Genomic DNA, 23174 nt, shown 5'->3' with positions numbered 1-23174 from the left:
AGGCGCCACTGGACACCTGGTATCGTCTATACCCGTCCAGAGCCGAGAGGACGCGTTCTCCCCGAGAACGACCCGCCACCCGACGTGCAGCTCCCCCGAGCTCCGTGCCAGTGCAGCATGGCGATCCTCCGGCATTTCTCGGGCACTGAGCGACTACGCGAGTGCCGAACGATTCAACACGACTGTCAGGAAACGAGTACTGCTTGTGAACTCCAGCGACAACGCGGCATCATCGTCCCCCGCATCCCCCTCCCCCAGAACCGGCCGGAAGCCGGCCCGCAAGACCAGGCGCCTCCGCGTCGACGACGTCCTCGTCGTCAAGACGTCCAAGGTCCGCACCGCCATCTCGGGCACCGTCGTCGGCAACTTCATGGAGTGGTTCGACTTCGGTATCTACGGCTACCTCGCGGTCACGATGACCGTCGTCTTCACCGAGGGCCTCCCTCCTGAGGCCGGCATCCTCGTCACCCTGTTCGGTTTCGCCGTGTCGTTCCTCGTGCGTCCGCTCGGCGGGCTCGTGCTCGGACCGCTCGGCGACAAGATCGGCCGGAAGAAGATCCTCTTCCTCACGATGTCGATGATGGCCGCGGCGACCGCCCTCATCGGCGTGCTGCCGACCGCCGCCCAGATCGGGCTGTGGGCGATCGCCCCGCTGTACCTCCTCAAGATGATCCAGGGCTTCTCGACCGGCGGCGAGTACGCCGGCGCGTCCACCTATGTCGCCGAGTTCTCGCCCGACCGCCGACGCGGGTTCTGGGCGTCCTGGCTCGATGTCGGGTCCTACGTCGGTTTCGCGGCAGGCGCCGGGACCGTCGCCCTCACCACGCTCATCGCGGAGGGCCTCGCCGGCCCTGACGCCATGACCGAGTTCGGGTGGCGCATCCCGTTCCTCATCGCCCTGCCGCTCGGTGCGGTGGCGGTGTGGTTCCGCCTCAAGATCCCCGAGACCCCGGCCTACGAGGTCACCGAGACCGCCGGTGGCATCGAGGCCGAGCACGAGGATCCCATGGCCCGCCAGGGGATCTTCGGGATCTTCCGTCACTTCTGGCGCCAGATCCTCATCGCGATGGCGATCGTCGCGGCGACGAACACCGCCGGCTACGCGCTCACGAGCTACATGCCGACCTACCTCGAGAAGGACGTCGGGGTCTCCAACCTGACGGCCGCGGTCGCGACCATCCCGGTCCTGCTGATCATGTCCGCCTGCCTGCCGCTCGTCGGTCGGATGTCCGACAAGCTCGGCCGCAAGCCCGTCTACCTCATGGCCGTCGGTGCGACCCTCGCCCTCATGGTGCCGGCGTTCGCGGTCATGCAGATCGGTGAGATCTGGGCGATCTTCATCGCCCTGTTCATGGTCGCCGCCCCGGTCGCCCTGTGGGCGGGACCGTCCGCGGCCTCGCTGCCGGCGTTCTTCCCGACGGCGTCCCGCTTCGGCGCGATGGCGATCGCCTACAACCTGTCGGTCTCGCTCTTCGGAGGCACGACGCCGCTGTTCAGCGAGTTCCTCATCCAGGTCACCGGGAACACCTTCATGCCCGCGTTCTACATCATGTTCTTCGCGGCGGTGGCGGGCGTCGGCGTGCTCACGATGCGGGAGACGGCTCGTCGTCCGCTCATCGGCTCGGTGCCGACGGTCGAGACGAAGGCCGAGGCGGTGGAACTCGTCAAGGGGCAGGACGACAACCCGCTCATCGACACCCACACGATGCCGCTCGACATCCTGCCCGCCGCGTCGACCACCGGCGCCGCGGCGGACGGCCGGGACGGACGCGTCACGACGCCCGCCGGCTAGCGGGTTCGTCGACGCGTTCGTCGAGGACGACGCGTTCGGTGATCACGATCGGGGCGGGTGCGCGGTGCGCATCCGCCCCGTCGCGTCCGACCCGTTCGAGGAGCGCGGCCTGCCAGCCGCCGCTCGCGACCGGCTTCGCCGGGGCGGACGGCACGGTCGGGTCCTGGTCCTCAGCCGCCGGCTCGCGCGGCGCATCCGGCCCACGTTCCTCGACGAGGGCCTCCTGGACGATCCGTCGGGGATCGAACTGTCGAGGGTCGAGGCGTTTCCACTCGGCCGGGTCGAACTCCGATCCGAGCTCCTCGGCTGCTCGCGCCTTGGTCGTGGCGACGAGGTCGCGGACGGTGCGGACGAGCACTCCGAGTCGCTCGGCGTACACCGGCAACTGTTTCGGGCCGATGAGCACGGCCGCGAGGACGCCGATGACGATCAGCTTGTCCATGGTGAGTCCGAACACGATGCGCTCCGATGATCAGGCAGCCGGAGTGTCGGCGCGGGGGTCGGTGTCGGCCGACACCTCGTCCTTCAGGATGCGTGCCGACTGCCCGACGCTGCGGGCGAGGCTCGGGAGCTTCGCGGCACCGAAGAACAGCAGGATGACGGCGAGGACGATGAGGGCGTGCCAGCCGGTGAGGTTCTGGAGGAATCCCATGACGGGTCCTTTCGGGTCGATGCGGGTCGGGACAGGAACGCGTGGAGGTGCCGCGGTCAGCGTCCGCTCGGCGGCGTTCCTCCGCCGCCGCCAGCCCCGCCACCGCCGGACGGGGCAGCACCGGCGGTCGGCGTCGTCGTGGTGTCCACCCGGACGGTGAGCGCCACCTGATACCCGGAGGTCGCGTCACCCGTCACCGTCGCGAGTTGCAGGGCACCGCCGTCGTCGCCGAAGACGTTGTCGTCGTCGAGACTCACCTGGGCGAGGTTCGCGCTCGAACCGTCGTAGCCCGACAGGGCGTAGACGGTGTCGCACGCCGCCTGCGGGAGGGCGACCTGCGAGGTCGCGATGGCGTTCGCGGAGTCGGAGATGTCCGCGACCGTGGGGTACACCTCGAAGTGGATGTGCGGCCACCGGCCCGAATAGCAGGCCGGGAAGATCGAGGTGTACGAAACGGTCCCCGAGCTGTCGGCGACCTGGACGCCGCGGAGGTAGGTCTCGTCCTCGATCCCGTCGGAGTACATCGAGTAGCCGCCCGACGCGTCGCAGTGCCAGACGTACACGGCGACGTCGGCGAACGGGGCGTCACCGTTCGCCATGTCGAGGATGGTGAGCGAGAGGGCCATGGGGACTCCGCTCGCGGTGGTGTCCGACCCGATGCTCGACCGGATGTCGCTGCGGACGATGCCGGACTCCTCGAGCACGTCGGCTCCGTTGGAGCCGTCGCCCGGGTAGGGGCCTGCGGTCTCGTCGGGGATCTCGCCTGATGGGAGGTCGCCGGTCGCGGTCGCGGTGCCCGTGTCGGTACTCGCGGCGCCGGAGCTCGTGCTGCTGCTGCCGGACGCCCCGGTGGAGCAGGCGGCGAGCGCGACGGCCCCGACCCCGGCACCCACGAGGCTCAGCACCGTGCGCCGGCTGACGAGGGTTCCGAGGTCGAACGCGACGCCCTGGTCGACGACCTCCTCGTCGGCCCGGTCGAGCAGACGGCCCTCGTAGGCCGGGCCGTCCGGGGTGGTCTCGGGTGCTGGGATCCTGCTCATGGTGCGCCTCGCCTTCGTCTGCGATCGGTGGTCTCGATCGGTCGTGAGACGAGCATCGGCGTGGCGGCTATGGGCTTCCTATGAGCCGTCCATACGTCGTCGATGGGTCTGCTGGGCGGTTGCCGAGCCCGTGGATCAGCGCGGGGTGGCCTTGAGTCCGTTTGGCGGCCCGTCGCGGTCGGACGCGGTGCGCGGGACGTCGTACCGCACGAGGGCGTCCGCGCGTTCCAGGCTCGGTTGCACACTCATCAACACCCGCTTGAGCGGATCGATGTCCCAGGCGATGACGAAGTACGCGTCGGCACCACCCCGATCACGGCGCCGTTCGATGACCGCCTTCGGGATCACGGGATCGTTCCGCATCACGAGCCACGTGTCGTGGTCGAGGCGGATCGGACGCGGGCGGGTCATGGATCGAACATACGTTCGAATGTCGCGTGAGGCAAGTCGATACTCGAGCTGCTTAACTTTGCTTAACCGCTTGACCACCTTCACTGCGCCTCGCTACGGTAACTGCGTAACCGATTAACCACTCACTGCAGAGGACGTCATGAACCAACGAGGGTTCCACCAGCCGAACGGCGCATGGGTCGGAGACGTCATCCCCTGGCAGGAGGACGGTGTCTTCCACCTCTTCTACCTGCACGAATCGCGTCGCGTTCCCAAGATCGGCATGCCGTGGCATCGCGTGACCACCCGGAACCTCGTCGACTTCGACGAGCTCGGTGAGGCACTGCCGTCGGGCGGACCGTCCGCGCCGGACTTCAACGTCTACACGGGCAGCGTCATCCTGGACCCCGATGGGATCCACCACGTCTTCTACACGGGACAGCACCCGGAGCGCCGCGGTGCCGACGGTCTGGCGCTGCAACTCGTCATGCACGCCGTCAGCACCGACGGCATGCGCACCTGGGAGCGCCGGGAGGCCGACACCTTCGGCGCCACCGCAGGATATGAGACCGCCGACTGGCGGGATCCCTTCGTCTTCTGGGACGAGGACGCGGCCGTCTGGCGGATGCTCATCACCGCCCGACACGCACACGGCCCGGAACGGCGTCGCGGCGTCATCGCCCAGTGCACCTCCACCGACCTCTCGACCTGGGAACCCGTCGAGCCGTTCTGGGACCCGCGCCGCTACATCGCCCACGAGTGCCCCGAGGTCTTCCAGTGGGGCGACTGGTGGTACCTCGTGTCCTCCGAGTTCAGCGAGTCGTTCACAACGCGCTACCGGATGTCGCGCACCCTGCACGGTCCCTGGCTCGTCCCCGAGCACGACACGCTCGACGGACGCGCCTACTACGCGGCGAAGTCCGCCGCCCGCGACGGACGCCGGTTCTTCTTCGGCTGGATCGCCTCGCGTGAGGGAGCCCACGACGCGGGCGCCTGGCAGTGGGCCGGCACCATGTCGGTCCTCGAAGCGGAGCAGCGTGCCGACGGCACCCTGGCCTTCCATCCGCCCACCGAACTCCGCGACACCTTCGCGCCCGCCGACGAGCCGACGGACACCGTCGTCACCTCGGGCACGGTCCTGAGCGCCCCCGACGGGTACGCCGACGCCCTGTCGGCCGTGGACGCACCGAGTTCCTTCCGGCTGGTCGCCCGGTTCGACATCGCCCCCGGCACGACCGAGTGCGGTGTCCTCCTCCGCGCGAGCGATGACGGCGACGAGGGCTACGTCCTGCGCCTGGAGCCGAAGCGCGACCGCCTCGTGTTCGACCGCTGGCCCCGCTCCAGCACCGGCACGGAGCAGTGGCAGATCTCGGGCGACGTCCCGTTCGTCGTCGAACTCGAACGCCCCTGCCACCTCGCCCCCGGCTTGCACGAGCTCGAGGTGATCGTCGACGGCGACCTCTGCGTCGCGACCGTCGACGACGCGGTCGTCCTCAGCACGCGCCTCTACGACCGACCGGCTGGTCGCGTCGGCGTCTTCGTCGGTGAGGGGACCGTCACCGTCGAGGCGTGCACGCTCCTCGAGCGCGACGGCGGCGACTCCGACGACGACCCCACCTCACACCGACTGCTGACCAGCACCACGTCCTGATCCCGACACCACGCTCCGCCCGCCTGCACCACCACCCGCACACCCGCACCCACCTGTGATCGATCAACGGAGATTCCGACCATGCCAACCACCGCACGCCCCCGCACCATGCGCCCCACCCGCAGCACCGCCTTCGTGGCCCTCGTCGCCGCTGCAGCACTCGCCCTCTCCGGCTGCGCCGGCGGATCGAGCGCCACGGACCCGACCGACGTCGATCCGAAGGGCGACATCGTCCCCCGCGAGATCTCGTGGCTGCTCTCCCGCCCGGCCGACGGCGGGGTGATCACCGCGATGGAGCAGATCGCCGACGAGTACGCGAAGGACCACCCCGGCTTCTCGCTGAACCTCATCACGACCCCCGACCGCCCGTCCTACATCCAGAAGTACGAGACCCTGGCGGCCGCGAACAAGCTCCCTGAACTCTTCGACACCGACGCGACACCGTTCGCGCAGAAGCTCGCGAAGCAGGGCCGCATGGTCGACGTCGACCTGCTCCTCGAGGACCTCGGTCTCGCCGACTCCTACCGCGAGGCTGCGCTCAACTACCAGCGGTTCGACGACGGCTCGCTCTACATGGTGCCGTTCGAGTTCCAGCTGGAGTTCTTCTGGTACAACCGCTCCCTGCTCGAGGACGCCGGTGTCACCGTCCCGGCCACGCTCGACGACTTCCCCGCCATGTGCAAGGCGCTCCGCGCCAAGGGCGTCACCCCGATCGCGCTCGACGGTCAGGACCAGTGGCCGCTCGAGCGCTACATGGCCTACTACCCGTTCCGGATGGCGGGTCCCGAGTACATCCAGGACCTGAAGGCCGGGAAGGCCTCCTTCTCCGACCCGGCCGGGAAGGCCGCGGCCGAGTGGCTGTACGACCTCGGGCAGGCCGGCTGCTTCCAGGAGGGCTTCTCCTCGACCGGTTACGCGGACGCGCAGGCGCTCTTCACCTCGGGCAAGGCCGCGGTCTACAACATCGGCACGTGGGAGCTCTCGAACCTCGCGACGGATGCGCTCGACCCCGGCGTCCGTGACGCGGTCGGCACCTTCACGCTGCCGACCATCGACGGTGCCGTCACCGCCGACAACGAGTACGTCACCCCGTCCGGCATCGGCATGGCGGTGAACGCGAAGACGTACGACCCGCTCGTCCGCGACTTCCTCGCGTTCGCCCTCGAGCGCTACCCGGAGCTCTACGCGGCGACTGGCGCGCTGTCGCCGACGACCTCCGCGCAGACCACCGTCCCCGCGAACGCGACCGAGCTGTACGCCAGCTCCGTGGCCCAGGCCGACGGCGTCGGACCGGCGATCGCGATGCCCTGGGACACCCAGCTCGATCCGGCCACGAACACCCGACTCCAGCAGGAGCTGACCCTGCTCGTGCAGGGCGACATCACGCCGGACGAGTTCATCGCGACGATGGACGCGGCCCTCACGGAGAACGTCGATGACTGAGCTCACCCAGACCGCGGTGGGCGCGGCACCGGCCCGCCCACCGCGGCGGCGGAAGCCGATGTCCACCTCGATGCTGCCCCGCCGGTCGACCTTGTCGGTGCTCGTGTTCCTCGTGCCGCCGCTCGTCCTCTACGGTGTGGCGGTGCTCCTGCCGATCGTGCAGTCGCTGTTCCTCAGCCTCTTCTCGTGGGACGGCATCACGGACATGGTGTTCGTCGGACTCGACAACTACGTCAAGATGCTCACGCGGGACGACGTCTTCTGGACCTCCTTCGGCAACGCCCTCGGCTACCTCGCGATCTGCCTGGTGCTCCAGCTCGGCGGCGCGCTCCTCGTCGCCGGACTGCTCACCGCCCTCCCCCGGGCCCGCGAGCTCGTCAAGACGCTGTACCTCCTGCCCGCCGTCATCTCGACGGTCGCGATCGCCATCCTGTTCCAGCGGCTGTACGCGCTCGAACCGGTCGGGCTGATCAACCAGCTGCTCGCGTGGGTCGGACTCGGCGACCTCCAGACGGCCTGGCTGTCGAACGTGCAGACCGTCCTCGCCGCGGTGTCGATCCCGGAGGGCTGGCGGTTCACCGGCCTGTACATGCTCATCATCTACGCCGCCCTCATGGCCGTGCCCCGCGACCTCGAGGAGGCCGCCCGGCTGGACGGCGCATCCTGGTGGCAGATCTTCTGGCGGATCCGCTTCCCGTACATCCGGCCGGTGTGGATCACGACGACGGTCATGGCGACCACCTTCGCCCTCCGCGGCTTCGACATCCCGTACCTGCTGACGAACGGCGGGCCCGGTCAGTCGTCCGAACTGCTGACCACGTACATGTACAAGACGGCGTTCGTCCACACGGACTACGGCTACGCCAGCGCGATCTCGATGTTCATCGTCGTCGAGTGTCTCGTCGCCGTCGGCCTCATCTTCCTGCTGCTCCGACGGAAGGACAAGTCATGACCGCCACCCTCCCCGCCCGGCCGACCGAACACGTCGCGCCCCCGGCGGCGTCGACACCGAAGCGGAAGCCCCGGCACACCCCGCGCGTGCGGGTGCAGCGGACGATCCTCACCGTGACCGTCGTCGCGATCGTGCTCGTCCAGGTCTACCCGCTCGTCTGGTTGCTGGTCACGAGCTTCCGGACGGCGGCCGACTTCGCCGGTGGCAACCCCTTCGCGCTGCCGTCCGAGTGGACGCTCGACAACTACGCAAGGGCGTTCTCGACCGGCAACCTCGGGCTCAACATCGTCAACAGCCTGATCGTCACCCTCGGGTCGAGTGCCCTGATCGTCATCGCCGGCATGATGGCGGCGTACGCGCTCCAGGTCCTCGGGTTCCGGTTCAGCGGGCTCGTCCGCGGTCTGTTCCTCCTCGGCATCATCGTGCCCGTGCAGATCGCGCTCGTCCCCCTGTTCATCGACTACTCGCAGGTCGGCCTGCTCGACACCCACCTGTCGATGATCATCCCGCTGGCGGCGTTCGCCCTGCCGATGGCCGTGTACCTGTTCTCGTCGTTCTACGAGTACATCCCGAGGGAGATGTACGAGGCCGCGTCGCTCGACGGGGCGGGTCCGTACCGGATCTTCGGCCAGATCACGTTCCCGCTCTCGGTCAACACGATCATCACCGTCGTGCTCGTCAACAGCATCTTCATCTGGAACGACTTCATCTTCGCGAACACCTTCGTGCTCTCCGACGGATTGAAGACCATCCCGCTCGGCCTGCAGAACTACATCGGGGCGATGGGGAACACTGATTGGACGGCGACGTTCGCCGCCGTCTGCGTCACGGTCACACCGCTGCTGTTGGTGTTCCTCGTGTTGAACAAAGCGATGATCAGCGGCCTCGAGAGCGGAGCGACCAAGGGATGAGCAGCACCGACCAGCCGAAGCCCGGCTCAGACCACCCGAAGAACACCTCGGGCATCACGATGCGCGACGTCGCGAAGGCCGCCGGCGTCTCCGTGGCGACCGTCTCGCACGTCGTCAACGACAAGCCGGGGTCGCGGATCGGCGAGGACGCCAAACGTCGGGTGCACGAGGCGGTGGCGGAGCTCGGCTACCGGCCGAACGCCCTCGCGAAGACGCTGTCCCAGGGGCACTCCCGGTTCATCGGCCTCGTCGCCGACGCGATCGCGACCACCCCGTTCGCCGGCCAGATCATCCACGGCGCCCAGGACGAGGCGTGGCGCCACGGCTACGTCCTGCTCGTCGCCAACACCGACGGCAACACGGCCGCCGAGGAGGAGGCGATCGCGATGATGCTCGAGCACCAGGTCCGCGGGATCCTGTACTCCACCTGGTTCCACCACGAGATCACCGTGCCCGAGGCGCTCCTCCAGACCGACACCGTGCTCGTGGACTGCTACGCCGCGGGCAGCGGGCTCCCGGCCGTCGTGCCGGATGAGGAGCAGGGCGGGCGGACCGCGACCGAGGCGCTGCTCGCGGCCGGCCACCGACGGATCGCGTTCGTCAACACGACGACCCCCTCACCGGCGCAGACCGGCCGGCTCGCCGGGTACCGCTCGGCGCTGCAGGCGGCGGGAGTGGCGTTCGACGACGCCCTCGTGTTCCCGGCATCACCGGAGCAGGAGGGTGGGTACGCGGCGACCGCCGAGGTCGTCGACTCCGGCGCCACCGCGGTCTTCTGCCACAACGACCGCGTGGCGATGGGACTCTACGACGGGCTGCGCGAGCGCGGACTGCGGATCCCCGACGACATGGCGGTCATGGGGTTCGACAACCAGGACGTCATCGCCGCCCACCTCCGGCCGCCGCTGTCGACGGTCGCCCTCCCCCACTACGAGCTCGGAGCGGCCGGCGTCCGTCGGCTGCTCGGTCTCGACGCCGCGCTGCCCGCCGGGCCGCAGCTCATCGCCTGCCCGGCCGTCCCGCGGCACTCCGTCTGAGGGCGTGACCGTGCACGACGAGCAGCACGCCCTTCCACGGCCCGGCTTCCACCTGACGCCACAGCGGAACTGGATGAACGACCCGAACGGCTTGGTCTTCCATCACGGGCGGTGGCACGCGTTCTTCCAGTACAACCCGGAGGGTGGCGACTGGGGCAACATGAGCTGGGGTCACGCCTCGAGCGTCGACCTGCAGCACTGGGACGAGCATCCGGTAGCCCTGCGGTACACCGCCGAGGAGCAGGTGTACTCGGGATCCGTGGTCGCCGCGGGTCCCGACGGGCGCCTCACGGCGTACTACACGAGCGTGTCCACCGACGGTCGGCAGGCGCAGTCCCGGGCGACCAGTGACGACGACGGGCTCACCTGGCAGCGCGACCCGGAGAACCCGATCCTCGACCGCGGCTCGCACGCCTTCCGCGACCCGAAGATCATCCGGTACGAGGACGCCGCGGGTTTCCGCTGGATCATGCTCGCGGTGGAAGCCGTGGAGCGCCAGGTCCTCGTGTACTCCTCCACCGACCTCCGCACCTGGGAGCACCTCAGCACCGTCGGTCCGGTCGGTCCCACCGGCGTCGTGTGGGAGTGCCCCGACCTCATCCCGCTCGCGGTCGACGGCCGCCCGGACGAGGTCCGGTGGGTCCTGCTCCTCAGCACCAACCCGATCGGCGACGTGCAGGACCCGGACGGGTCGTCGATGAGCTATCTCGTCGGCGACTTCGACGGCTCGGCGTTCACGCCTGAGCGGGCCGAGCTGCAGCGGCTCGACCACGGTCGGGACTTCTACGCGGCGGTCGGGTTCGACCGCGCTCCGGACGGTGAAGCGGTGATCCTCGGTTGGATGGGCAACTGGCGCTACGCCGCCGACCTTCCCGCCTCGCCGTGGCGGGGCGCGATGTCGCTCCCCAGACGCCTGTCCTTGACCACGGTCGACGGCGAGCAGCGACTCGTGCAGGAGCCACCGGCCTTCGTCAGGGAACGACTGGCCGCGATCGACCCGACGACCGTCGCCGTGTCCTCGGACGCCGTCGACCTGGTGCTCGAGGGTGACGGCGTGGTCGAGTTGCGCTGGGATCCGTCGGTCACGGGTGAGTTGCGGCTCCGGCTGACGGCCGACACCGACGGTGCGGTCCTCATCGTCCACGACCCGGCGACGGCGTCACTCTCCGTCACCCGGTCGGGCGGTGCCATGGACACGGTGCACCCCGACTTCGCCTCCACGAGCATCGTTCCGCTCGTCGGCGACCCGCCGGCTCGACTCCTCCTGAGCCTCGACGGCCCGCTGCTCGAGCTGTTCGTCGACGGCGGTCTCGCCACCGTCTCCGACCTCGTCATCCTCGGGAGCGGACGACCGACGCTGACCCTCGCGAGCGAACGCGCCAGTCCCGTCTCGGTGGCCGTCGCCGTCCTCGACCGGGCGCCCGCCACCGACCAGGTGCACGCGCTCGCCTGAGCAATCCTCCACCGCACGATCCAGCACCATCCCGCCACGGGTGCCTTCGGCGCGCCCGCGGCACCGACGAAAGGAACAGCAATGACGCACGACCTCTCCCGCCGGACCGTCCTCCAGGGCGCCGGCCTCGGGGCGCTCGCCCTGTTCGCGAGTACCGGCACGCCCCTCGCCGCCCAGGCGGCGACCACCGCCCAGGCGCAGGCCTCCCTCAGATCGGTGTTCCACATGACGCCGCCGTCGGGGTGGCTCTGCGACCCGCAACGACCGGTGTTCACGAACGGCGCGTACCAGCTGTACTACCTGCACTCCGGCCAGAACAACGGTCCGGGCGGTTGGGATCACGCGACGACGACCGACGGCGTCGCCTTCACCCACCACGGGACCGTCATGCCGCTGCAGCCGGACTTCCCGGTGTGGTCGGGTTCCGCCGTCGTCGACACCGCGAACACCGCCGGCTTCGGGGCGGGTGCGGTCATCGCACTCGCGACGCAGCCCACGGACGGCGTCCGGAAGTATCAGGAGCAGTACCTCTACTGGTCGACGGACGGCGGCTTCACCTTCACGATGCTCCCCGACCCCGTGATCGTGAACACCGACGGACGTGCGGCCCAGACCCCGGCGGAGATCGACAACGCCGAGTGGTTCCGGGACCCGAAGGTCCACTGGGACGCGGCCAGGAACGAATGGGTGTGCGTCATCGGCCGGGCGCGCTACGCGGCCTTCTACACCTCGCCCGACCTCACGACGTGGCAGTTGCAGCACAACTTCGACTTCCCGAACCACGACCTCGGTGGCATCGAGTGCCCGGACCTGTTCCAGATGCGAGCGGGCGACGGCAGCTGGCACTGGGTCTTGGGCGCCAGCATGGACGCCTACTCGATCGGCCTGCCGATGACCTACGCCTACTGGACGGGCACGTGGGACGGGACGCGGTTCACCGCCGACGACCTCACCCCGCAGTGGCTGGACTGGGGCTGGGATTGGTACGCCGCCGTCACCTGGCCGAAGGCGGAGTCGCCCGACGACCGCCGGCTCGCGATCGCGTGGATGAACAACTGGAAGTACGCGGCCCGCGACGTCCCCACCGACGCCTCGGACGGCTACAACGGCCAGAACTCCGTCGTCCGGGAGCTACGACTCGAGGCGCAGTCCGGTGGTCGGTACAGCCTGCTCAGTTCACCCGTGGACGCTTTGGCCGGGTATGCGACCTCCACCGTCTCCCTCCCGGACCAGACCGTCACCGGGAGCGCCGTCCTGCCCTGGAGCGGCCGGGCGTACGAGATCGAACTCGACCTCACCTGGGACACCGCGACCAATGTCGGTCTCTCCGTCGGTCGTTCGGCGGACGGCTCTCGCCACACCAACATCGGGAAGGCCGGGGCCGAGCTCTACGTCGACCGCGCACCGTCCGACCTGGCGGGCTTCTCGCTGCAGCCGTACACCCGGGCCGCAGCACCGATCGACGCGGCTGCACGCTCGGTCCATCTGCGGGTCTTCGTCGACACGCAGAGCGTGGAGGTCTTCGTCAACGCCGGTCACACCGTCGTCTCGCAGCAGGTGCACTTCGCCGAGGGCGACACGGGGATCTCGCTCTACACCGACGGCGGACCGTTGACCGCCTCGGCGATCACGATCCGCGAGTTCGGCACGGCGATCTGAGGCCAGCGCGCGCATCCATACGTCAGGATGGACGGATGGATCTGCAGAACCTGGTCGAACACGGACGTTGGACGACAGCCCCTGCGGCGGTGACGACGGAGCCGGACGGTTCCCTGCTCGTCACCGCCGTCGAGGGAAGTGACGCCTGGCGGCACACCTCGTACGGTTTCGTCCACGACACGGAGCACGCGCTGATCGCGCCGATGCAGCGACGGGCGGCGGTCGAGGTGTCGTTCGTCCTCCACGGCTCCGAGCAGTTCGATCAGGCCGGCGTGTTCCTCCGCGCCTCCGAGTCGACGTGGATCAAGGCCGGGGTCGAGGTGTCCGACGGGGTCGCCCAGCTCGGCGCGGTCGTCACGCACGGCACCTCCGACTGGTCGGTGGCACCGGTCCCCGATTGGCTCGGACGAACGGTCACGGTGCGCGCGAGCCGCGACGGCGACGCCGTGACCGTGCGCGCGCGGGTGGACGACGAGGACTGGCGACTGGTCCGCGTCGCCCACCTCGACCCGGAGGCCGACGTCGAGGCGGGACTGTTCTGTGCGGCCCCGACGCGCGCCGGCCTCACGGTCCGGTTCACCGCGGTGCGTCTCGGTCGGCCGGACGACGCGCTCCACGGCTGACCGTCCGTGCGGTCGCGGCGTTGCGCTCGGCGAGCTGCGCGAACGCGGTGACGAGCTCGGGCGGCTCGACGACGTCGATGTCGGTGTCGAAGCGGTTCAGGGAGGCGGCGAGCGCCACCCACGACCATGCGCCGGCGGTGTAGCGCGTGCGGTCCGGGCCGAGGGGCTCGGCGATGCCGTCGCCGACGAACGGTCGGACCGCCTCGAACGGCAGGTGGAGCACGACGGTGCCGACACAGGGCCAGGCGTCGGTCTGCTCGGATCCCTTGAACCTCGCCGCCACGAACGCCTGCACGTCTCCACCCGGCACCTCACGCGGACGGAACCGCGGTCCGGTCGGCGTCCTCGGCACGATGCGGTCGGCGCGGAAGATCCGCCAGTCGTCGCGGTCGAGGTCCCAGGCCACGAGGTACCAGTGCCCCTGGGAGGTGACCAGGTGGTGCGGCTCGACGCGCCGAGGCGGTTCCGGGTCGTCGTCGGATCGCCCGAACCGGAGCACCTCCCGCGCGCGGATGGCCGCGGACAGCGTGAGGAGGACCGGCACGGCCACCTGCGGCGTCGGTCCGTCTCCGGCTCGGGGCACCGAAGTGACGTCGAGGGCGTCGAGTCGATGCCGCAGCCGCGACGGCAGGACCTGCCGCACGGTCGTCAGCGCTCGGAGCGCCGGCTCCTCGAACCCGGATCCCGCGACGGCCGTGGTCTGGAGGGCGACGGTGAGCGCGACGATCTGCTCGTCGTCGAAGAGCAGCGGCGGGAGTTCACTCCCGGCGTCGAGGTGGTACCCGCCGTCCGGCCCCATCGTGGCCTCGATGCGATACCCCATCTCCCGGAGCCGGTCGACGTCGCGGCGGATCGTGCGGTGGCTGACGTCCAGCCGGTCGGCGAGCAGGGCACCCGGCCAGTCGCGGCGCGCCTGCAGGAGCGAGAGCAACTGCAGGAGTCTGGAGGTCGGTGAGGCCATGGTGCGAGCGTAGTCCGAGTGCAGGACACGATCTGTCCTAGACGCCTGGGACAGTGGTGCTCGACCGGGAGGAGCCCGGCACGACTCGAGGAGCACACATGAGCATCACGACCACGACCCACCTCAACTTCCAGGGCGACGCCCGCGCTGCGCTGGAGTTCTACCAGTCCGTCTTCGGCGGGCGGACGACGATCGCGAGCTACAGCGACGTCGGGATGCCGAAGGACGCCCCGGGCGCCGACCTGGTCGTCTTCGGTCAGGTCGAATCCGAGGACGGCTTCCGGGTGATGGCGTACGACAGCCCCGGAGCTCCGGCGGCGTCCCTGATCGGCACCGGAACGACCCGCCGTGAGCACGGGGCGACCGTCACCGGACAGTCCTGCTTCGTCGCGGTGCGTGGCGAGACGCTCGCGGAGGTCGAGGTGTTCTGGAACCGACTCGTCGTGGGAGGTTCGGTCGTCGAAGAGCTCGCCGCGTCCGCCTGGAGCCCCGGCTTCGGCATGGTGACCGACCGGTTCGGCGTCACGTGGGTGCTCGACGTGGCGGCGGCCGGCTGAGGCGTCCACGCCCGTCCGGCGAGACAGGGAACGGGCCGGTGCGGACGATCACGTCCGCACCGGCCCGTTCCGGTCGTCGGGTTGCGACTCAGCGCACGGTGTCGAACCGCTGACCCTCGGGCTTCGAGGGCAGGAGGAAGAGGACGAGCAGGATGATGCCGCCGACCGACGGGATGAGCGAGAAGAAGTAGAACGGGCCGGGGAAGTTGGCGTCGTGGAGACGGCGCCAAGCGAGGGCCAGGTTCGGGACGATGGTCGCCAACCAGATGAGGCCGAGGAGGACGACACCCGTCAGGATCAGCGGAGCAGCCCCGGGGATCTCGAGGATGCCGGGCTGGGTGTAGTAGGTCCGAGAGCCGGTACTGCTGTCGAACACGACGGCCTCGCGCTGCGCGGCAGCGGATGTCGCGCCGATCAGGACGCCGGTGAAGAACAGGATGTTCGGGATGAGCGCGACGAGGAAGACGAACAGCGTGACCCACCAGTACTCACTCCGAGAAGCACGGCCGGTGAAGGTCGCGTACTTGCGGAGGTAGCGCTTGACCGCCTGCGGGAACGTCGCTCCGTAGAGCGGGAGCGTCAGGTCATCCGGGGAGGCGGCGCCGTGGATCGGAGCGGGCGCGTACGGCTGCTTGTACGTCGGCGTCGCGGGGTAGTCAGGGGTGGCGTTGGAACTCATGGTGTCTTTCGATCGAGGTACTCGGTAATGAGACCCTGGCATAACACATGTCCACCTCAGAACAACTTGCGCGACCGACCGACTTCGGGCATGCTCCGCGGTATTTCGGTGATCCTCATCCAGCCCCGAGCACCCGCTCCGGCCTCCGGTCCTGAGCCTGTCGAAGGGCACACGAGGACCCTTCCACAACCGACCCGACTCGGCATCTGGAATGTCAGTGGTCCATGGTGGACTCGTCCCATGACCGAGACCACGCTCAGCGCGATCCGCGCAAGCGACGAATACGCCGCGCGTCTCGCGGAGTTCTCGGATGAATGGGCGGACCTCCACCGCCAGCAGGCCGTCCTCGACGCACGCAAGGCGCGTCTCCTGGCCCGCTCCGCTGCCTACGCGGACGCTTTCGCCGACGCCACCGTCCCTGCGATCTTCCCGCCGGCCGAACGCCAGGCCCTGTCCCGTCGCTCCACCTGTGCGGCCCTCGCGATGGCGACCCGGATCCCGGAGCGGACGATCCAGCGTGCGACCAACGACGCCGAGCGCCTCGTGAACGACGCACCGGCGGTGCTGGCGTCGCTCGAGGCGGGCCGTATCTCGGCGAGGCATGCACAGGTGATCACGGACCAGCTCTGCGACGTCCCTGCCGCTGGCCGGGCGGTGTTCCTCGAGCAGGTGCTGCCGGTCGCCGAAGGCGCGACCGTCTCGTACCTCCGGCAACGCGCCCGCGTCCTGCGCGAGCGCCTCCATCCGGAATCGATCACCGCCCGAGCGGTCCGCTCTGAGGCCGACCGTCGGGTTGAGTTCGAGCCGGCCGCCGACGGCATGGCCTGGGTGCACCTGTTCACCACCGCGCCGATCGCGCAGGGCATCATCGAGCGGGTCGAAGCGGCCGCCGCGGAGGCACGCCAGGCCGGCGACGCTCGCACCTGCGGACAACTGCAGGCCGACGCCCTCGCGGCGCTCGCACTGACCGGTGTGACCCCGGAGGACGTCGCATCGAACCCGGTGCTCCCGCATCCGATCGAGGTCCAGGAGCACATCAAGCCGACCGTGCAGATCACGGTCCCGGCGCTCACGATGGCCGGTGTCTCAGAGGCCCCTGCCACGCTGGACGGCTACGGACCCATCGACCCCGAGACCGCCGCACGCATCGCGGTGAACGCACCGAGCTTCACCCGGATCCTGGTTCAGCCGGAAACGTGTGCGGTCCTTTCCGTCGGCCGCAGTCAGTACCGCGTTCCGGCCGACCTGCAACGCGCGGTCCGGCTTCGGGACAGCACCTGTCGGGCACCGGGCTGCGGCAGACGGGCCAGAGCGTGCGATCTCGATCATTCGGTCGCGTGGGAGGACGGAGGGGCGACAGATGTCGGGAACCTCGCCTGCCTGTGTCGGCATCACCATCGCATGAAACATCTCCCCGGCTGGAACCTCGACCACAAACCGGGCGGCGTCCTCGAGTGGACGACACCCGACGGCAAACACCACCAGACGGAACCGGACCCCGCCCCGTTCTGACCCCGCCGACGAAGGCTCCTTCGTGGTCACTTCGACAAGCTCAGTGACCGGAGGAGGTTCAGCCGGAACGTCTCGGTCCCTGAGCCTGTCGAAGGGCAGTCGGGTAGGGACACCTCGGCGAGCGGAAGCGGTCCACGCGGGGCACTTCCGGTCCCGCCGCCGGCCAGAGCGCACGCCGAACCGTGTCCCGGAAAGCGCTTGCCGGGCGCACGCTCGCACCGGTAACCTCGTCCGGAACCCCACCCGGAAGGTCGCGATGCTGCGCCGAAACGACACCTCCACCACGCCGATGGTCGTCAATGACAACGCCGCCTGGTGTTGGTTCCAGGACGAGCGCGCACTCGTCGATCCAACGTCGAACCTGCTCGTCGTCGGCTCGATCGCGTCAACGGGCGGCGTCGACGGCGAGCAGCGCGGCGGCAACGTCGAGGTCACCGTCGTCGACCTCACCACCGGCACCGCCGACATCGTCGTCCTGCACGCACTCCTCGAGTCCGACGACCACGATGTCCCGGCTCTCTGGCGGCGGCGCGACGGGCGCTGGCTCGCGATGTACACCCGCCACAAGACCGACGACCTCACCCGCTGGCGCATCAGCGAACCGGATGACCCACGCCACTGGGGGCCCGAGCAGACGTTCGACTGGAGCGCCCACACCGGTGGACTCGGCGTGACGTACTCGAACCTCCACGAACTCGACGGCCGCATGTACTGCTTCGCCCGCGCCGTCAACGACGACCAGTGCGCGCTCGTGTCGGACGACGACGGCGACACCTGGAACTACGCCGGCAAGCTCTTCACACGGCCGAAGGTCGGTTACGTCAACGGCTACACGCGCTACGTCTCCTCCCCCGGTCGCATCGACCTCATCACCACCGACCACCACCCGCGCGACTACGACAACAGCGTCTACCACGGATTCCTCGACGCCGACGGGCTCCACCGGACCGAGGGCGCCGTCGTCGACCCGCATCCGTTGCGTGGCGACGCACCCTCGCAGGTCGAGCTCACCACCCTCGTCGCTGCCGGCTCACGAATGCCCGACGGCGGCACCTGGGCCGGCGACCGACTCTCCCACTGCTGGACCGTCGACGTGCGACGAGCCCCCGACGGCACCGTGGCCGCCGCCGTCTCCGCCCGCGCCGACGACGGACCAGCGCATCCGGACGAGGCGACCGAACGCCTCCGGCCCGTCCTGGACCACCGGTTCCTGTTCGCCCGCCTCACGCCCGGCGGCTCCTGGCAGGTGCACCCGCTCGCCCTCGCCGGCCCCGGCCTCCTCCCGCACGAACAGGACTACACCGGACTCGCCGCCATCGACCCGGACGACCTCGACTCGCTCTACGTCTCGACGCCGATCGATCCTCGGGACGACCAGCCGCTCGCCCACCACGAGATCTTCCATGGTCGCACCGGCGACGGCGGAGCGACCTGGACGTGGACGCCGCTCACGGAGGACTCGGACGTCGACAACCTGCGTCCGATCGTCGCACCCGGTGACCCCTCGACGGTCTCGCTCCTGTGGTTCCGCGGGAACATGGCGAGCTCGCAGGACCACCGGTGCGAGGCCGTCCTGCTCAGGCTGCCACGCACCGAGTGACGACCGGTCACTGGGCCAGGACACCTCGCCGCTGAAGTCCGAAACCTTCCGGAGCTCGGCCCGGACGAACGGCCAGCTCACGCCGCATGACGACCGGTCACTCCGGCCAGGACACCTCGCCCCTGAAGTCGGGATGCTTCCGGAGATACGCCTGGATGAAGGGGCAGTACGGGACGATCGTCAGTCCTCGCTCGACCGCATCGTCGAGTGCCGCGGCGGCGAGGACGCTGCCGAGCCCTCGTCCGCCGAAGTCCGGAGCGATCTCGGTGTGGGTGAAGAGGATGCGACCGGGCTCCTCCCGGTACCCGGCGATCCCGGCGACGCGCTCCCCCACCTGGATCTCGTACTCATGGCTGTCATCATTGCGGACGACCTGCGGGCCGTCCTCGGGTGTGCTCGATGTCGACATCGGGGCTCCCTTCCGTTCGTTCCCCACTGTACGTCGAGCGATCCGTCATGTGCTGTTTACGCAGGGGCCGATTCCGCAACGTGCCGGAAACACGCGCACAGGCCATCGGAAACACGCCGGTGTCACGCTGGGCGCACCCGACGCGCTCCAGCCGCGTCCCTGCGGAGAGGCACCTCGAATGGATCAAGGAAACACAGCGTTCATCCTGATATCAGCGGCACTCGTGCTGCTCATGACACCAGGGCTCGCGTTCTTCTACGGCGGCCTGGTCAAGGCGAAGAGCGTCATCAGCATGATGATGATGAGCTTCGGCGCACTCGGCCTCATCGGCGTCCTCTGGGTGCTCTACGGGTACGCGATCGCGTTCCCCGGCTCCGAAGGCACCGTCGCCCCCTGGGCGATCGACACGGGGAACATCGGCCTGACCGCCGCCCTCGAGACGCCTGAGGGAGCGGCCTACCCGCCACTCGCCTTCGTCGCCTTCCAGGCCACCTTCGCGATCATCACCGTCGCCCTCGTCTCCGGCGCCATCGCCGACCGCGCGAAGTTCGGCTCCTGGATGATCTTCGCCGGCATCTGGGCGACCGTCGTCTACTTCCCCGTCGCGAGCTGGGTGTTCAACTTCGGCCTCGCCGACGACGGCAGCTTCGCGTACGGCGGTTGGATCACGCACGGCCTGCAGGACGTCTTCGGCGTCGGCGTCATCGACTTCGCCGGTGGCACCGCGGTCCACATCAACGCCGGTGCTGCAGCCCTCGCCCTCGCGCTCGTCCTCGGCCGCCGCGTCGGGTTCAAGAAGGGCGTCCACGTCCCCCACAACCCGCCGTTCGTGCTCCTCGGCGCCGGTCTGCTCTGGTTCGGCTGGTTCGGCTTCAACGCCGGTTCGGAACTGGCGGCCGACGGCACCGCTGCACTCGTGTTCGTCAACACCATCGCGGCGCCGGCCGCAGCCCTGCTCGCCTGGCTCATCGTCGAGAAGATCAAGGACGGCAAGCCGACCTCTGTCGGTGCCGCATCGGGTGCCGTCGCCGGTCTCGTCGCGATCACCCCGGCGTGTGGTTCGCTGCACCCGATCTGGGCCATCGTCCTCGGCCTCGTGGCCGGTGTCGTGTGCGCCCTCGCCATCGAACTGAAGTTCAAGCTCGGCTTCGACGACTCGCTCGACGTCGTGGGTATCCACCTCGTCGGTGGCCTCATCGGAACCCTGTACCTCGGCTTCTTCGCCAACGGCACCGGCCTCTTCATGGGTGGTGACGCTTCGCAGCTGCTCGTCCAGGCGATCGCCGCGTTCGCCGTCCTCATCTACTCCTTCGTGCTCGCCTTCATCATCGGCTTCGCGATCGAGAAGACGATCGGCTTCCGCGTGAAGAACGAGGACGAGATCGCCGGCATCGACACCGTGGTCCACGGTGAAGAGGGGTATGTCCTGGTCGACACCAAGGCCTGATCCACCGGCCTGAACGACCTGCCCGACCCGACCCGACGAGGACGAGATGCGCGGAGCAGCTGGACCCGAACCGGCTGCCACCCCCGCTCATCTCGTCCTCGTCGACGTCGCGTCACGACCACCGGCCGACCCGGGCCCGCCCCGGCTCGTCCGGTTCGCCGACCTCGTCCGGCAACCACTCGACCGTGGCCGTGGCAGCGTGCGAGACGTCTGGACGAGCACCGACGTCGACCGCCTCATCCGCTGGCGACTGCAGGTCGTCGAGCTCCGTGACGCCGCCGGACTCATCGCCGCTCCCGACGACATGAACCACGCGATCGTCGGCTTCGCCGGCCCACAAGTCGCGGTCCGCGCGGGCGGGAACGAGCTGAACGGCCCCGGGCGCATCCTGCACCGCGACGAGGTCCTGACGGTCCGCGAAGCCTCGGTGCGCCTCTCGAGACCACGGCTCCGGGCCTCGGGGTCGAGCTCGATGATCCTGCTGAGCTACAGCACCTCGGAGGACCCGCCGACGCTGAGCTTCGAGCAGCCGGACGCCGCGCACGATCCCGCCGACGGCCTGCGGATCACCCTCGCCCTGCGCGGTCCGATCCGGCGCGGCGAGGGCGAGGTCCCGCAGGGTGCCGCACTCGTCTCCGCGCCGTTCGCCGTTCCGCCGCGCTACCGCTGAGCGGCCGAAGCCTGCATCGCAGCACGGCGCGCCTGCGCACGCTCCGACCTCCCACGGCCCGTCATCACCAGCATCAGGACACCTGTCCCCCCGAGGATGACGGTGAAGACCGCTCCGAGGCCCGTCATCCACTCGCCCTCGCCCCCATAGCCCTCGACGACCGCCGCACCCGGGTCTGTCGCCCGGTACACGATCACGACCTCGTCGCCGACGGACGGCCGGTCGCTGATGTCCCAGGACTCCCACACCGAGTGCACGACGTCGTCGGTGGACCGGTAGTCGACCCGGAAATCCAGGTCGGAGGCCTCGACACCGTCCTGCACTTCGGTGATCGTGCCGGTGGTGCGCGTCCCCGTCTCCAGCAACTGGTCGTCCGCAAGCCGGAGGCCGACGCCGATCGCGATCATCACCGGACCGACGAGGAGCATGCCCAGGATCAGCGCGGCGACGCCGAGACGGTTGCGGGTGGGATGCGACGCCGCGGCGGCAGGTTGCTTCTGGAGGTCCACCCGCCCATCTCAACACACGAGCGGTCAGGCCGATGCCTCCGACGCACCGGTCCGGCCGTCGGCGAACCGCTGTCGCGCGTGCTGCTGCCGCGACCCGACGGGCACCGCCTCGGTCGCCGCCGGGAGCCCCATGGACGGGGTCGACACGTAGATGCTCTCGGCGCGATCGACGAGGAACGTCTCGTGCCAGACGCCGACGGCCTTCGGCGCGGATCGGGCACGCTTGTTGAAGCGCGACCAGGCGGGCCGATGGGCGGAGGCCGGAGCCGACGCGTAGGCGTAGAGCTTGTCGATCGACGACCAGTACTGGACGAGGTACGGGCCGCTGGAACCGAGCAGGATGTGCGAACCGAGGAGCCCGGACTCCGGGTCGGACATGAGCTCCTGCAGCATGCGCGGCATGTCACCGAAGATCGGGAGCCACTTGTCCACCCGCCACCACTGGTTGATGGTCATTCCGATGTGGAACACGACGAGCTCACCCTCGTGACGATGGGTGATTCGGCCGACGACGACGCGTGACATAGACTGCTCCTGTTCGATAGTGACGCTATCCAAGTTGGATAGTAGCACTATCCAGACGAGGGGGACAGGATGAGGATCTCGGAACTCGCGGCGGTGTCCGAGGTGCCGGTGGCGACCATCAAGTACTACCTGCGCGAGCAACTCCTCCCCGAGGGCGAGCGCACCTCGGCGACCCAGGCGAGTTACGGCGACGCACACGTGTCCCGGCTCCGCGTGATCCGCGCGCTGCTCACCGCCGGCGTGAGCATCGCGGAGACCCGCAACGTCGTCGCCGCGCTCGACTCGCCGCCGGCGGGCCCCTACGACCTCCTCGGCGTCGCCCACACCGCCGTCACCCCGCGCCCGAGCGGTCCGGTCGACACCACCCGCGCACTGGAGCTCTACGAACGACTCGGCGGGATCGAGGCGCAGTGCGACCCCGGACTCCTCGCCGGCCTGGCCGGGGCCCTGGATACCCTGGAACGAGCGGGCTTCACCGTGCCACCCACGGTCCTCGACCGCTACGTCGTCGCAGCGCGCCGCATCGCCGAAGCCGAGATCGACGGCATCCCCGCGGACTCCCCCGAGCTCGCGGTGCAGTACATCGTGCTCGGCACCGTGCTCACCGAACCGCTGATCCTCGCCCTCCGTCGGGCGGCCCAGCAGGTGGTGTCGTCGGAGCGGTTCGCGGGGACGGGAGCGCCGGCAACCCAGCCGTCCTGA

24 protein-coding genes are annotated in these 23174 nt (G+C 69.4%); 15 read left to right on the top strand and 9 right to left on the bottom strand.

What is annotated here, in order from left to right; all coding sequences use genetic code 11:
* The first annotated feature begins 205 nt into the window (after positions 1-205).
* Positions 206-1792, top strand: a complete 1587-nt coding sequence (locus tag RWN05_RS14330) for an MFS transporter (RefSeq protein WP_314140028.1) — start codon at positions 206-208, stop codon at positions 1790-1792.
* Here RWN05_RS14330 and RWN05_RS14325 read toward each other — a convergent pair.
* The 4 genes from RWN05_RS14325 to RWN05_RS14310 all read right to left on the bottom strand — a co-directional run bounded on the left by RWN05_RS14325 (position 1773) and on the right by RWN05_RS14310 (position 3895).
* The gene (locus RWN05_RS14325; protein WP_079002936.1) at positions 1773-2249 is read right to left on the bottom strand and encodes a hypothetical protein; all 477 of its coding nucleotides are present in this window, start codon (positions 2247-2249) and stop codon (positions 1773-1775) included. The genes RWN05_RS14330 and RWN05_RS14325 overlap by 20 nt on opposite strands.
* 15 nt (positions 2250-2264) lie before the next feature.
* Entirely contained in the window at positions 2265-2444 is a 180-nt protein-coding gene (locus RWN05_RS14320; RefSeq protein WP_079002937.1) for a twin-arginine translocase TatA/TatE family subunit, read from the bottom strand.
* Between the two features lie 56 nt (positions 2445-2500).
* Complete coding sequence (locus RWN05_RS14315) at positions 2501-3484, bottom strand: intradiol ring-cleavage dioxygenase (protein ID WP_079002938.1); 984 nt, start codon at positions 3482-3484, stop codon at positions 2501-2503.
* Between the two features lie 135 nt (positions 3485-3619).
* The gene (locus RWN05_RS14310) at positions 3620-3895 is read right to left on the bottom strand and encodes a hypothetical protein (protein ID WP_064294714.1); all 276 of its coding nucleotides are present in this window, start codon (positions 3893-3895) and stop codon (positions 3620-3622) included.
* Between the two features lie 139 nt (positions 3896-4034).
* Here RWN05_RS14310 and RWN05_RS14305 point away from each other — a divergent pair, with 139 nt between their 5' ends.
* The 8 genes from RWN05_RS14305 (at position 4035) to RWN05_RS14270 (ending at position 13603) form a co-directional block, all read left to right on the top strand.
* Complete coding sequence (locus RWN05_RS14305; protein ID WP_079002939.1) at positions 4035-5525, top strand: glycoside hydrolase family 32 protein; 1491 nt, start codon at positions 4035-4037, stop codon at positions 5523-5525.
* 81 nt (positions 5526-5606) lie between these two features.
* Positions 5607-6968, top strand: a complete 1362-nt coding sequence (locus RWN05_RS14300) for an ABC transporter substrate-binding protein (protein WP_254628360.1) — start codon at positions 5607-5609, stop codon at positions 6966-6968.
* 70 nt (positions 6969-7038) lie between these two features.
* On the top strand, positions 7039-7920 hold the full coding sequence (locus RWN05_RS14295) for a sugar ABC transporter permease (RefSeq protein WP_314140057.1): 882 nt from the start codon (positions 7039-7041) through the stop codon (positions 7918-7920).
* A complete protein-coding gene (locus tag RWN05_RS14290) occupies positions 7917-8831 on the top strand; it encodes a carbohydrate ABC transporter permease (RefSeq protein WP_121294010.1) in 915 nt (304 codons plus the stop codon). Before RWN05_RS14295 ends, RWN05_RS14290 begins: the two co-directional genes overlap by 4 nt.
* A complete protein-coding gene (locus RWN05_RS14285; protein ID WP_121294009.1) occupies positions 8828-9868 on the top strand; it encodes a LacI family DNA-binding transcriptional regulator in 1041 nt (346 codons plus the stop codon). Before RWN05_RS14290 ends, RWN05_RS14285 begins: the two co-directional genes overlap by 4 nt.
* Positions 9869-9872: 4 nt before the next feature.
* Entirely contained in the window at positions 9873-11321 is a 1449-nt protein-coding gene (locus tag RWN05_RS14280; RefSeq protein WP_314140025.1) for a glycoside hydrolase family 32 protein, read from the top strand.
* Positions 11322-11402: 81 nt separating this feature from the next.
* Positions 11403-12980, top strand: coding sequence for a glycoside hydrolase family 32 protein (locus tag RWN05_RS14275; protein ID WP_314140023.1), 1578 nt, complete (start codon positions 11403-11405; stop codon positions 12978-12980).
* A gap of 35 nt (positions 12981-13015) precedes the next feature.
* Positions 13016-13603: a DUF1349 domain-containing protein gene (locus RWN05_RS14270; protein WP_079002945.1), complete on the top strand. Its 588-nt coding sequence runs from the start codon at positions 13016-13018 to the stop codon at positions 13601-13603.
* Here RWN05_RS14270 and RWN05_RS14265 read toward each other — a convergent pair.
* Entirely contained in the window at positions 13557-14564 is a 1008-nt protein-coding gene (locus RWN05_RS14265) for a YafY family protein (protein WP_079002946.1), read from the bottom strand. The two genes, RWN05_RS14270 and RWN05_RS14265, sit on opposite strands and share 47 nt — an antisense overlap.
* 98 nt (positions 14565-14662) lie before the next feature.
* Between RWN05_RS14265 and RWN05_RS14260 the strand changes: the two genes are divergently transcribed.
* Positions 14663-15121, top strand: a complete 459-nt coding sequence (locus RWN05_RS14260) for a VOC family protein (protein WP_071259176.1) — start codon at positions 14663-14665, stop codon at positions 15119-15121.
* Positions 15122-15209: 88 nt separating this feature from the next.
* Here RWN05_RS14260 and RWN05_RS14255 read toward each other — a convergent pair whose 3' ends face one another.
* Positions 15210-15800, bottom strand: a complete 591-nt coding sequence (locus tag RWN05_RS14255; RefSeq protein ID WP_121294004.1) for a DUF805 domain-containing protein — start codon at positions 15798-15800, stop codon at positions 15210-15212.
* Positions 15801-16040: 240 nt separating this feature from the next.
* Between RWN05_RS14255 and RWN05_RS14250 the strand changes: the two genes are divergently transcribed.
* Both RWN05_RS14250 and RWN05_RS14245 read left to right on the top strand, forming a co-directional pair.
* Complete coding sequence (locus RWN05_RS14250; protein WP_314140021.1) at positions 16041-17312, top strand: DUF222 domain-containing protein; 1272 nt, start codon at positions 16041-16043, stop codon at positions 17310-17312.
* A gap of 256 nt (positions 17313-17568) precedes the next feature.
* Entirely contained in the window at positions 17569-18912 is a 1344-nt protein-coding gene (locus RWN05_RS14245; RefSeq protein ID WP_314140019.1) for a BNR-4 repeat-containing protein, read from the top strand.
* Positions 18913-19009: 97 nt separating this feature from the next.
* On the opposite strand, the gene RWN05_RS14240 is transcribed toward RWN05_RS14245, so the two are convergent.
* Entirely contained in the window at positions 19010-19321 is a 312-nt protein-coding gene (locus tag RWN05_RS14240; protein WP_314140018.1) for a GNAT family N-acetyltransferase, read from the bottom strand.
* 178 nt (positions 19322-19499) lie between these two features.
* Between RWN05_RS14240 and RWN05_RS14235 the strand changes: the two genes are divergently transcribed.
* The gene (locus tag RWN05_RS14235) at positions 19500-20768 is read left to right on the top strand and encodes an ammonium transporter (protein ID WP_064294702.1); all 1269 of its coding nucleotides are present in this window, start codon (positions 19500-19502) and stop codon (positions 20766-20768) included.
* A 46-nt stretch (positions 20769-20814) separates the two neighbouring features.
* A complete protein-coding gene (locus RWN05_RS14230; RefSeq protein WP_064294701.1) occupies positions 20815-21438 on the top strand; it encodes a hypothetical protein in 624 nt (207 codons plus the stop codon).
* Here RWN05_RS14230 and RWN05_RS14225 read toward each other — a convergent pair.
* Both RWN05_RS14225 and RWN05_RS14220 read right to left on the bottom strand, forming a co-directional pair.
* A complete protein-coding gene (locus tag RWN05_RS14225) occupies positions 21429-21947 on the bottom strand; it encodes a DUF3592 domain-containing protein (RefSeq protein WP_314140016.1) in 519 nt (172 codons plus the stop codon). The genes RWN05_RS14230 and RWN05_RS14225 overlap by 10 nt on opposite strands.
* Before the next feature lie 24 nt (positions 21948-21971).
* On the bottom strand, positions 21972-22472 hold the full coding sequence (locus RWN05_RS14220; protein ID WP_079002952.1) for a DUF4188 domain-containing protein: 501 nt from the start codon (positions 22470-22472) through the stop codon (positions 21972-21974).
* A gap of 69 nt (positions 22473-22541) precedes the next feature.
* Here RWN05_RS14220 and RWN05_RS14215 point away from each other — a divergent pair, with 69 nt between their 5' ends.
* Positions 22542-23174 carry a MerR family transcriptional regulator gene (locus tag RWN05_RS14215; RefSeq protein ID WP_314140014.1) on the top strand — a complete coding sequence of 211 codons (633 nt, stop codon included), beginning with the start codon at positions 22542-22544 and terminating at the stop codon, positions 23172-23174.

The organism is uncultured Plantibacter sp., from assembly GCF_963518075.1.
Classification (GTDB): domain Bacteria; phylum Actinomycetota; class Actinomycetes; order Actinomycetales; family Microbacteriaceae; genus Plantibacter; species Plantibacter flavus_A.
Note: the sequence above shows the minus strand (reverse complement) of the source record. Positions and strands in the feature narration are given on the sequence as shown.

Excerpts from the sequence above, each read along its gene's own strand:
- RWN05_RS14320 (WP_079002937.1), bottom strand. The coding sequence starts at position 2,444 with ATGGGATTCCTCCAGAACCTCACCGGCTGGCACGCCCTCATCGTCCTC.
- RWN05_RS14315 (WP_079002938.1), bottom strand. The coding sequence starts at position 3,484 with ATGAGCAGGATCCCAGCACCCGAGACCACCCCGGACGGCCCGGCCTAC.
- RWN05_RS14310 (WP_064294714.1), bottom strand. The coding sequence starts at position 3,895 with ATGACCCGCCCGCGTCCGATCCGCCTCGACCACGACACGTGGCTCGTG.
- RWN05_RS14305 (WP_079002939.1), top strand. The coding sequence starts at position 4,035 with ATGAACCAACGAGGGTTCCACCAGCCGAACGGCGCATGGGTCGGAGAC.
- RWN05_RS14300 (WP_254628360.1), top strand. The coding sequence starts at position 5,607 with ATGCCAACCACCGCACGCCCCCGCACCATGCGCCCCACCCGCAGCACC.
- RWN05_RS14295 (WP_314140057.1), top strand. The coding sequence starts at position 7,039 with ATGCTGCCCCGCCGGTCGACCTTGTCGGTGCTCGTGTTCCTCGTGCCG.
- RWN05_RS14290 (WP_121294010.1), top strand. The coding sequence starts at position 7,917 with ATGACCGCCACCCTCCCCGCCCGGCCGACCGAACACGTCGCGCCCCCG.
- RWN05_RS14285 (WP_121294009.1), top strand. The coding sequence starts at position 8,828 with ATGAGCAGCACCGACCAGCCGAAGCCCGGCTCAGACCACCCGAAGAAC.
- RWN05_RS14275 (WP_314140023.1), top strand. The coding sequence starts at position 11,403 with ATGACGCACGACCTCTCCCGCCGGACCGTCCTCCAGGGCGCCGGCCTC.
- RWN05_RS14270 (WP_079002945.1), top strand. The coding sequence starts at position 13,016 with ATGGATCTGCAGAACCTGGTCGAACACGGACGTTGGACGACAGCCCCT.
- RWN05_RS14265 (WP_079002946.1), bottom strand. The coding sequence starts at position 14,564 with ATGGCCTCACCGACCTCCAGACTCCTGCAGTTGCTCTCGCTCCTGCAG.
- RWN05_RS14260 (WP_071259176.1), top strand. The coding sequence starts at position 14,663 with ATGAGCATCACGACCACGACCCACCTCAACTTCCAGGGCGACGCCCGC.
- RWN05_RS14255 (WP_121294004.1), bottom strand. The coding sequence starts at position 15,800 with ATGAGTTCCAACGCCACCCCTGACTACCCCGCGACGCCGACGTACAAG.
- RWN05_RS14250 (WP_314140021.1), top strand. The coding sequence starts at position 16,041 with ATGACCGAGACCACGCTCAGCGCGATCCGCGCAAGCGACGAATACGCC.
- RWN05_RS14245 (WP_314140019.1), top strand. The coding sequence starts at position 17,569 with ATGCTGCGCCGAAACGACACCTCCACCACGCCGATGGTCGTCAATGAC.
- RWN05_RS14240 (WP_314140018.1), bottom strand. The coding sequence starts at position 19,321 with ATGTCGACATCGAGCACACCCGAGGACGGCCCGCAGGTCGTCCGCAAT.
- RWN05_RS14235 (WP_064294702.1), top strand. The coding sequence starts at position 19,500 with ATGGATCAAGGAAACACAGCGTTCATCCTGATATCAGCGGCACTCGTG.
- RWN05_RS14230 (WP_064294701.1), top strand. The coding sequence starts at position 20,815 with ATGCGCGGAGCAGCTGGACCCGAACCGGCTGCCACCCCCGCTCATCTC.
- RWN05_RS14220 (WP_079002952.1), bottom strand. The coding sequence starts at position 22,472 with ATGTCACGCGTCGTCGTCGGCCGAATCACCCATCGTCACGAGGGTGAG.
- RWN05_RS14215 (WP_314140014.1), top strand. The coding sequence starts at position 22,542 with ATGAGGATCTCGGAACTCGCGGCGGTGTCCGAGGTGCCGGTGGCGACC.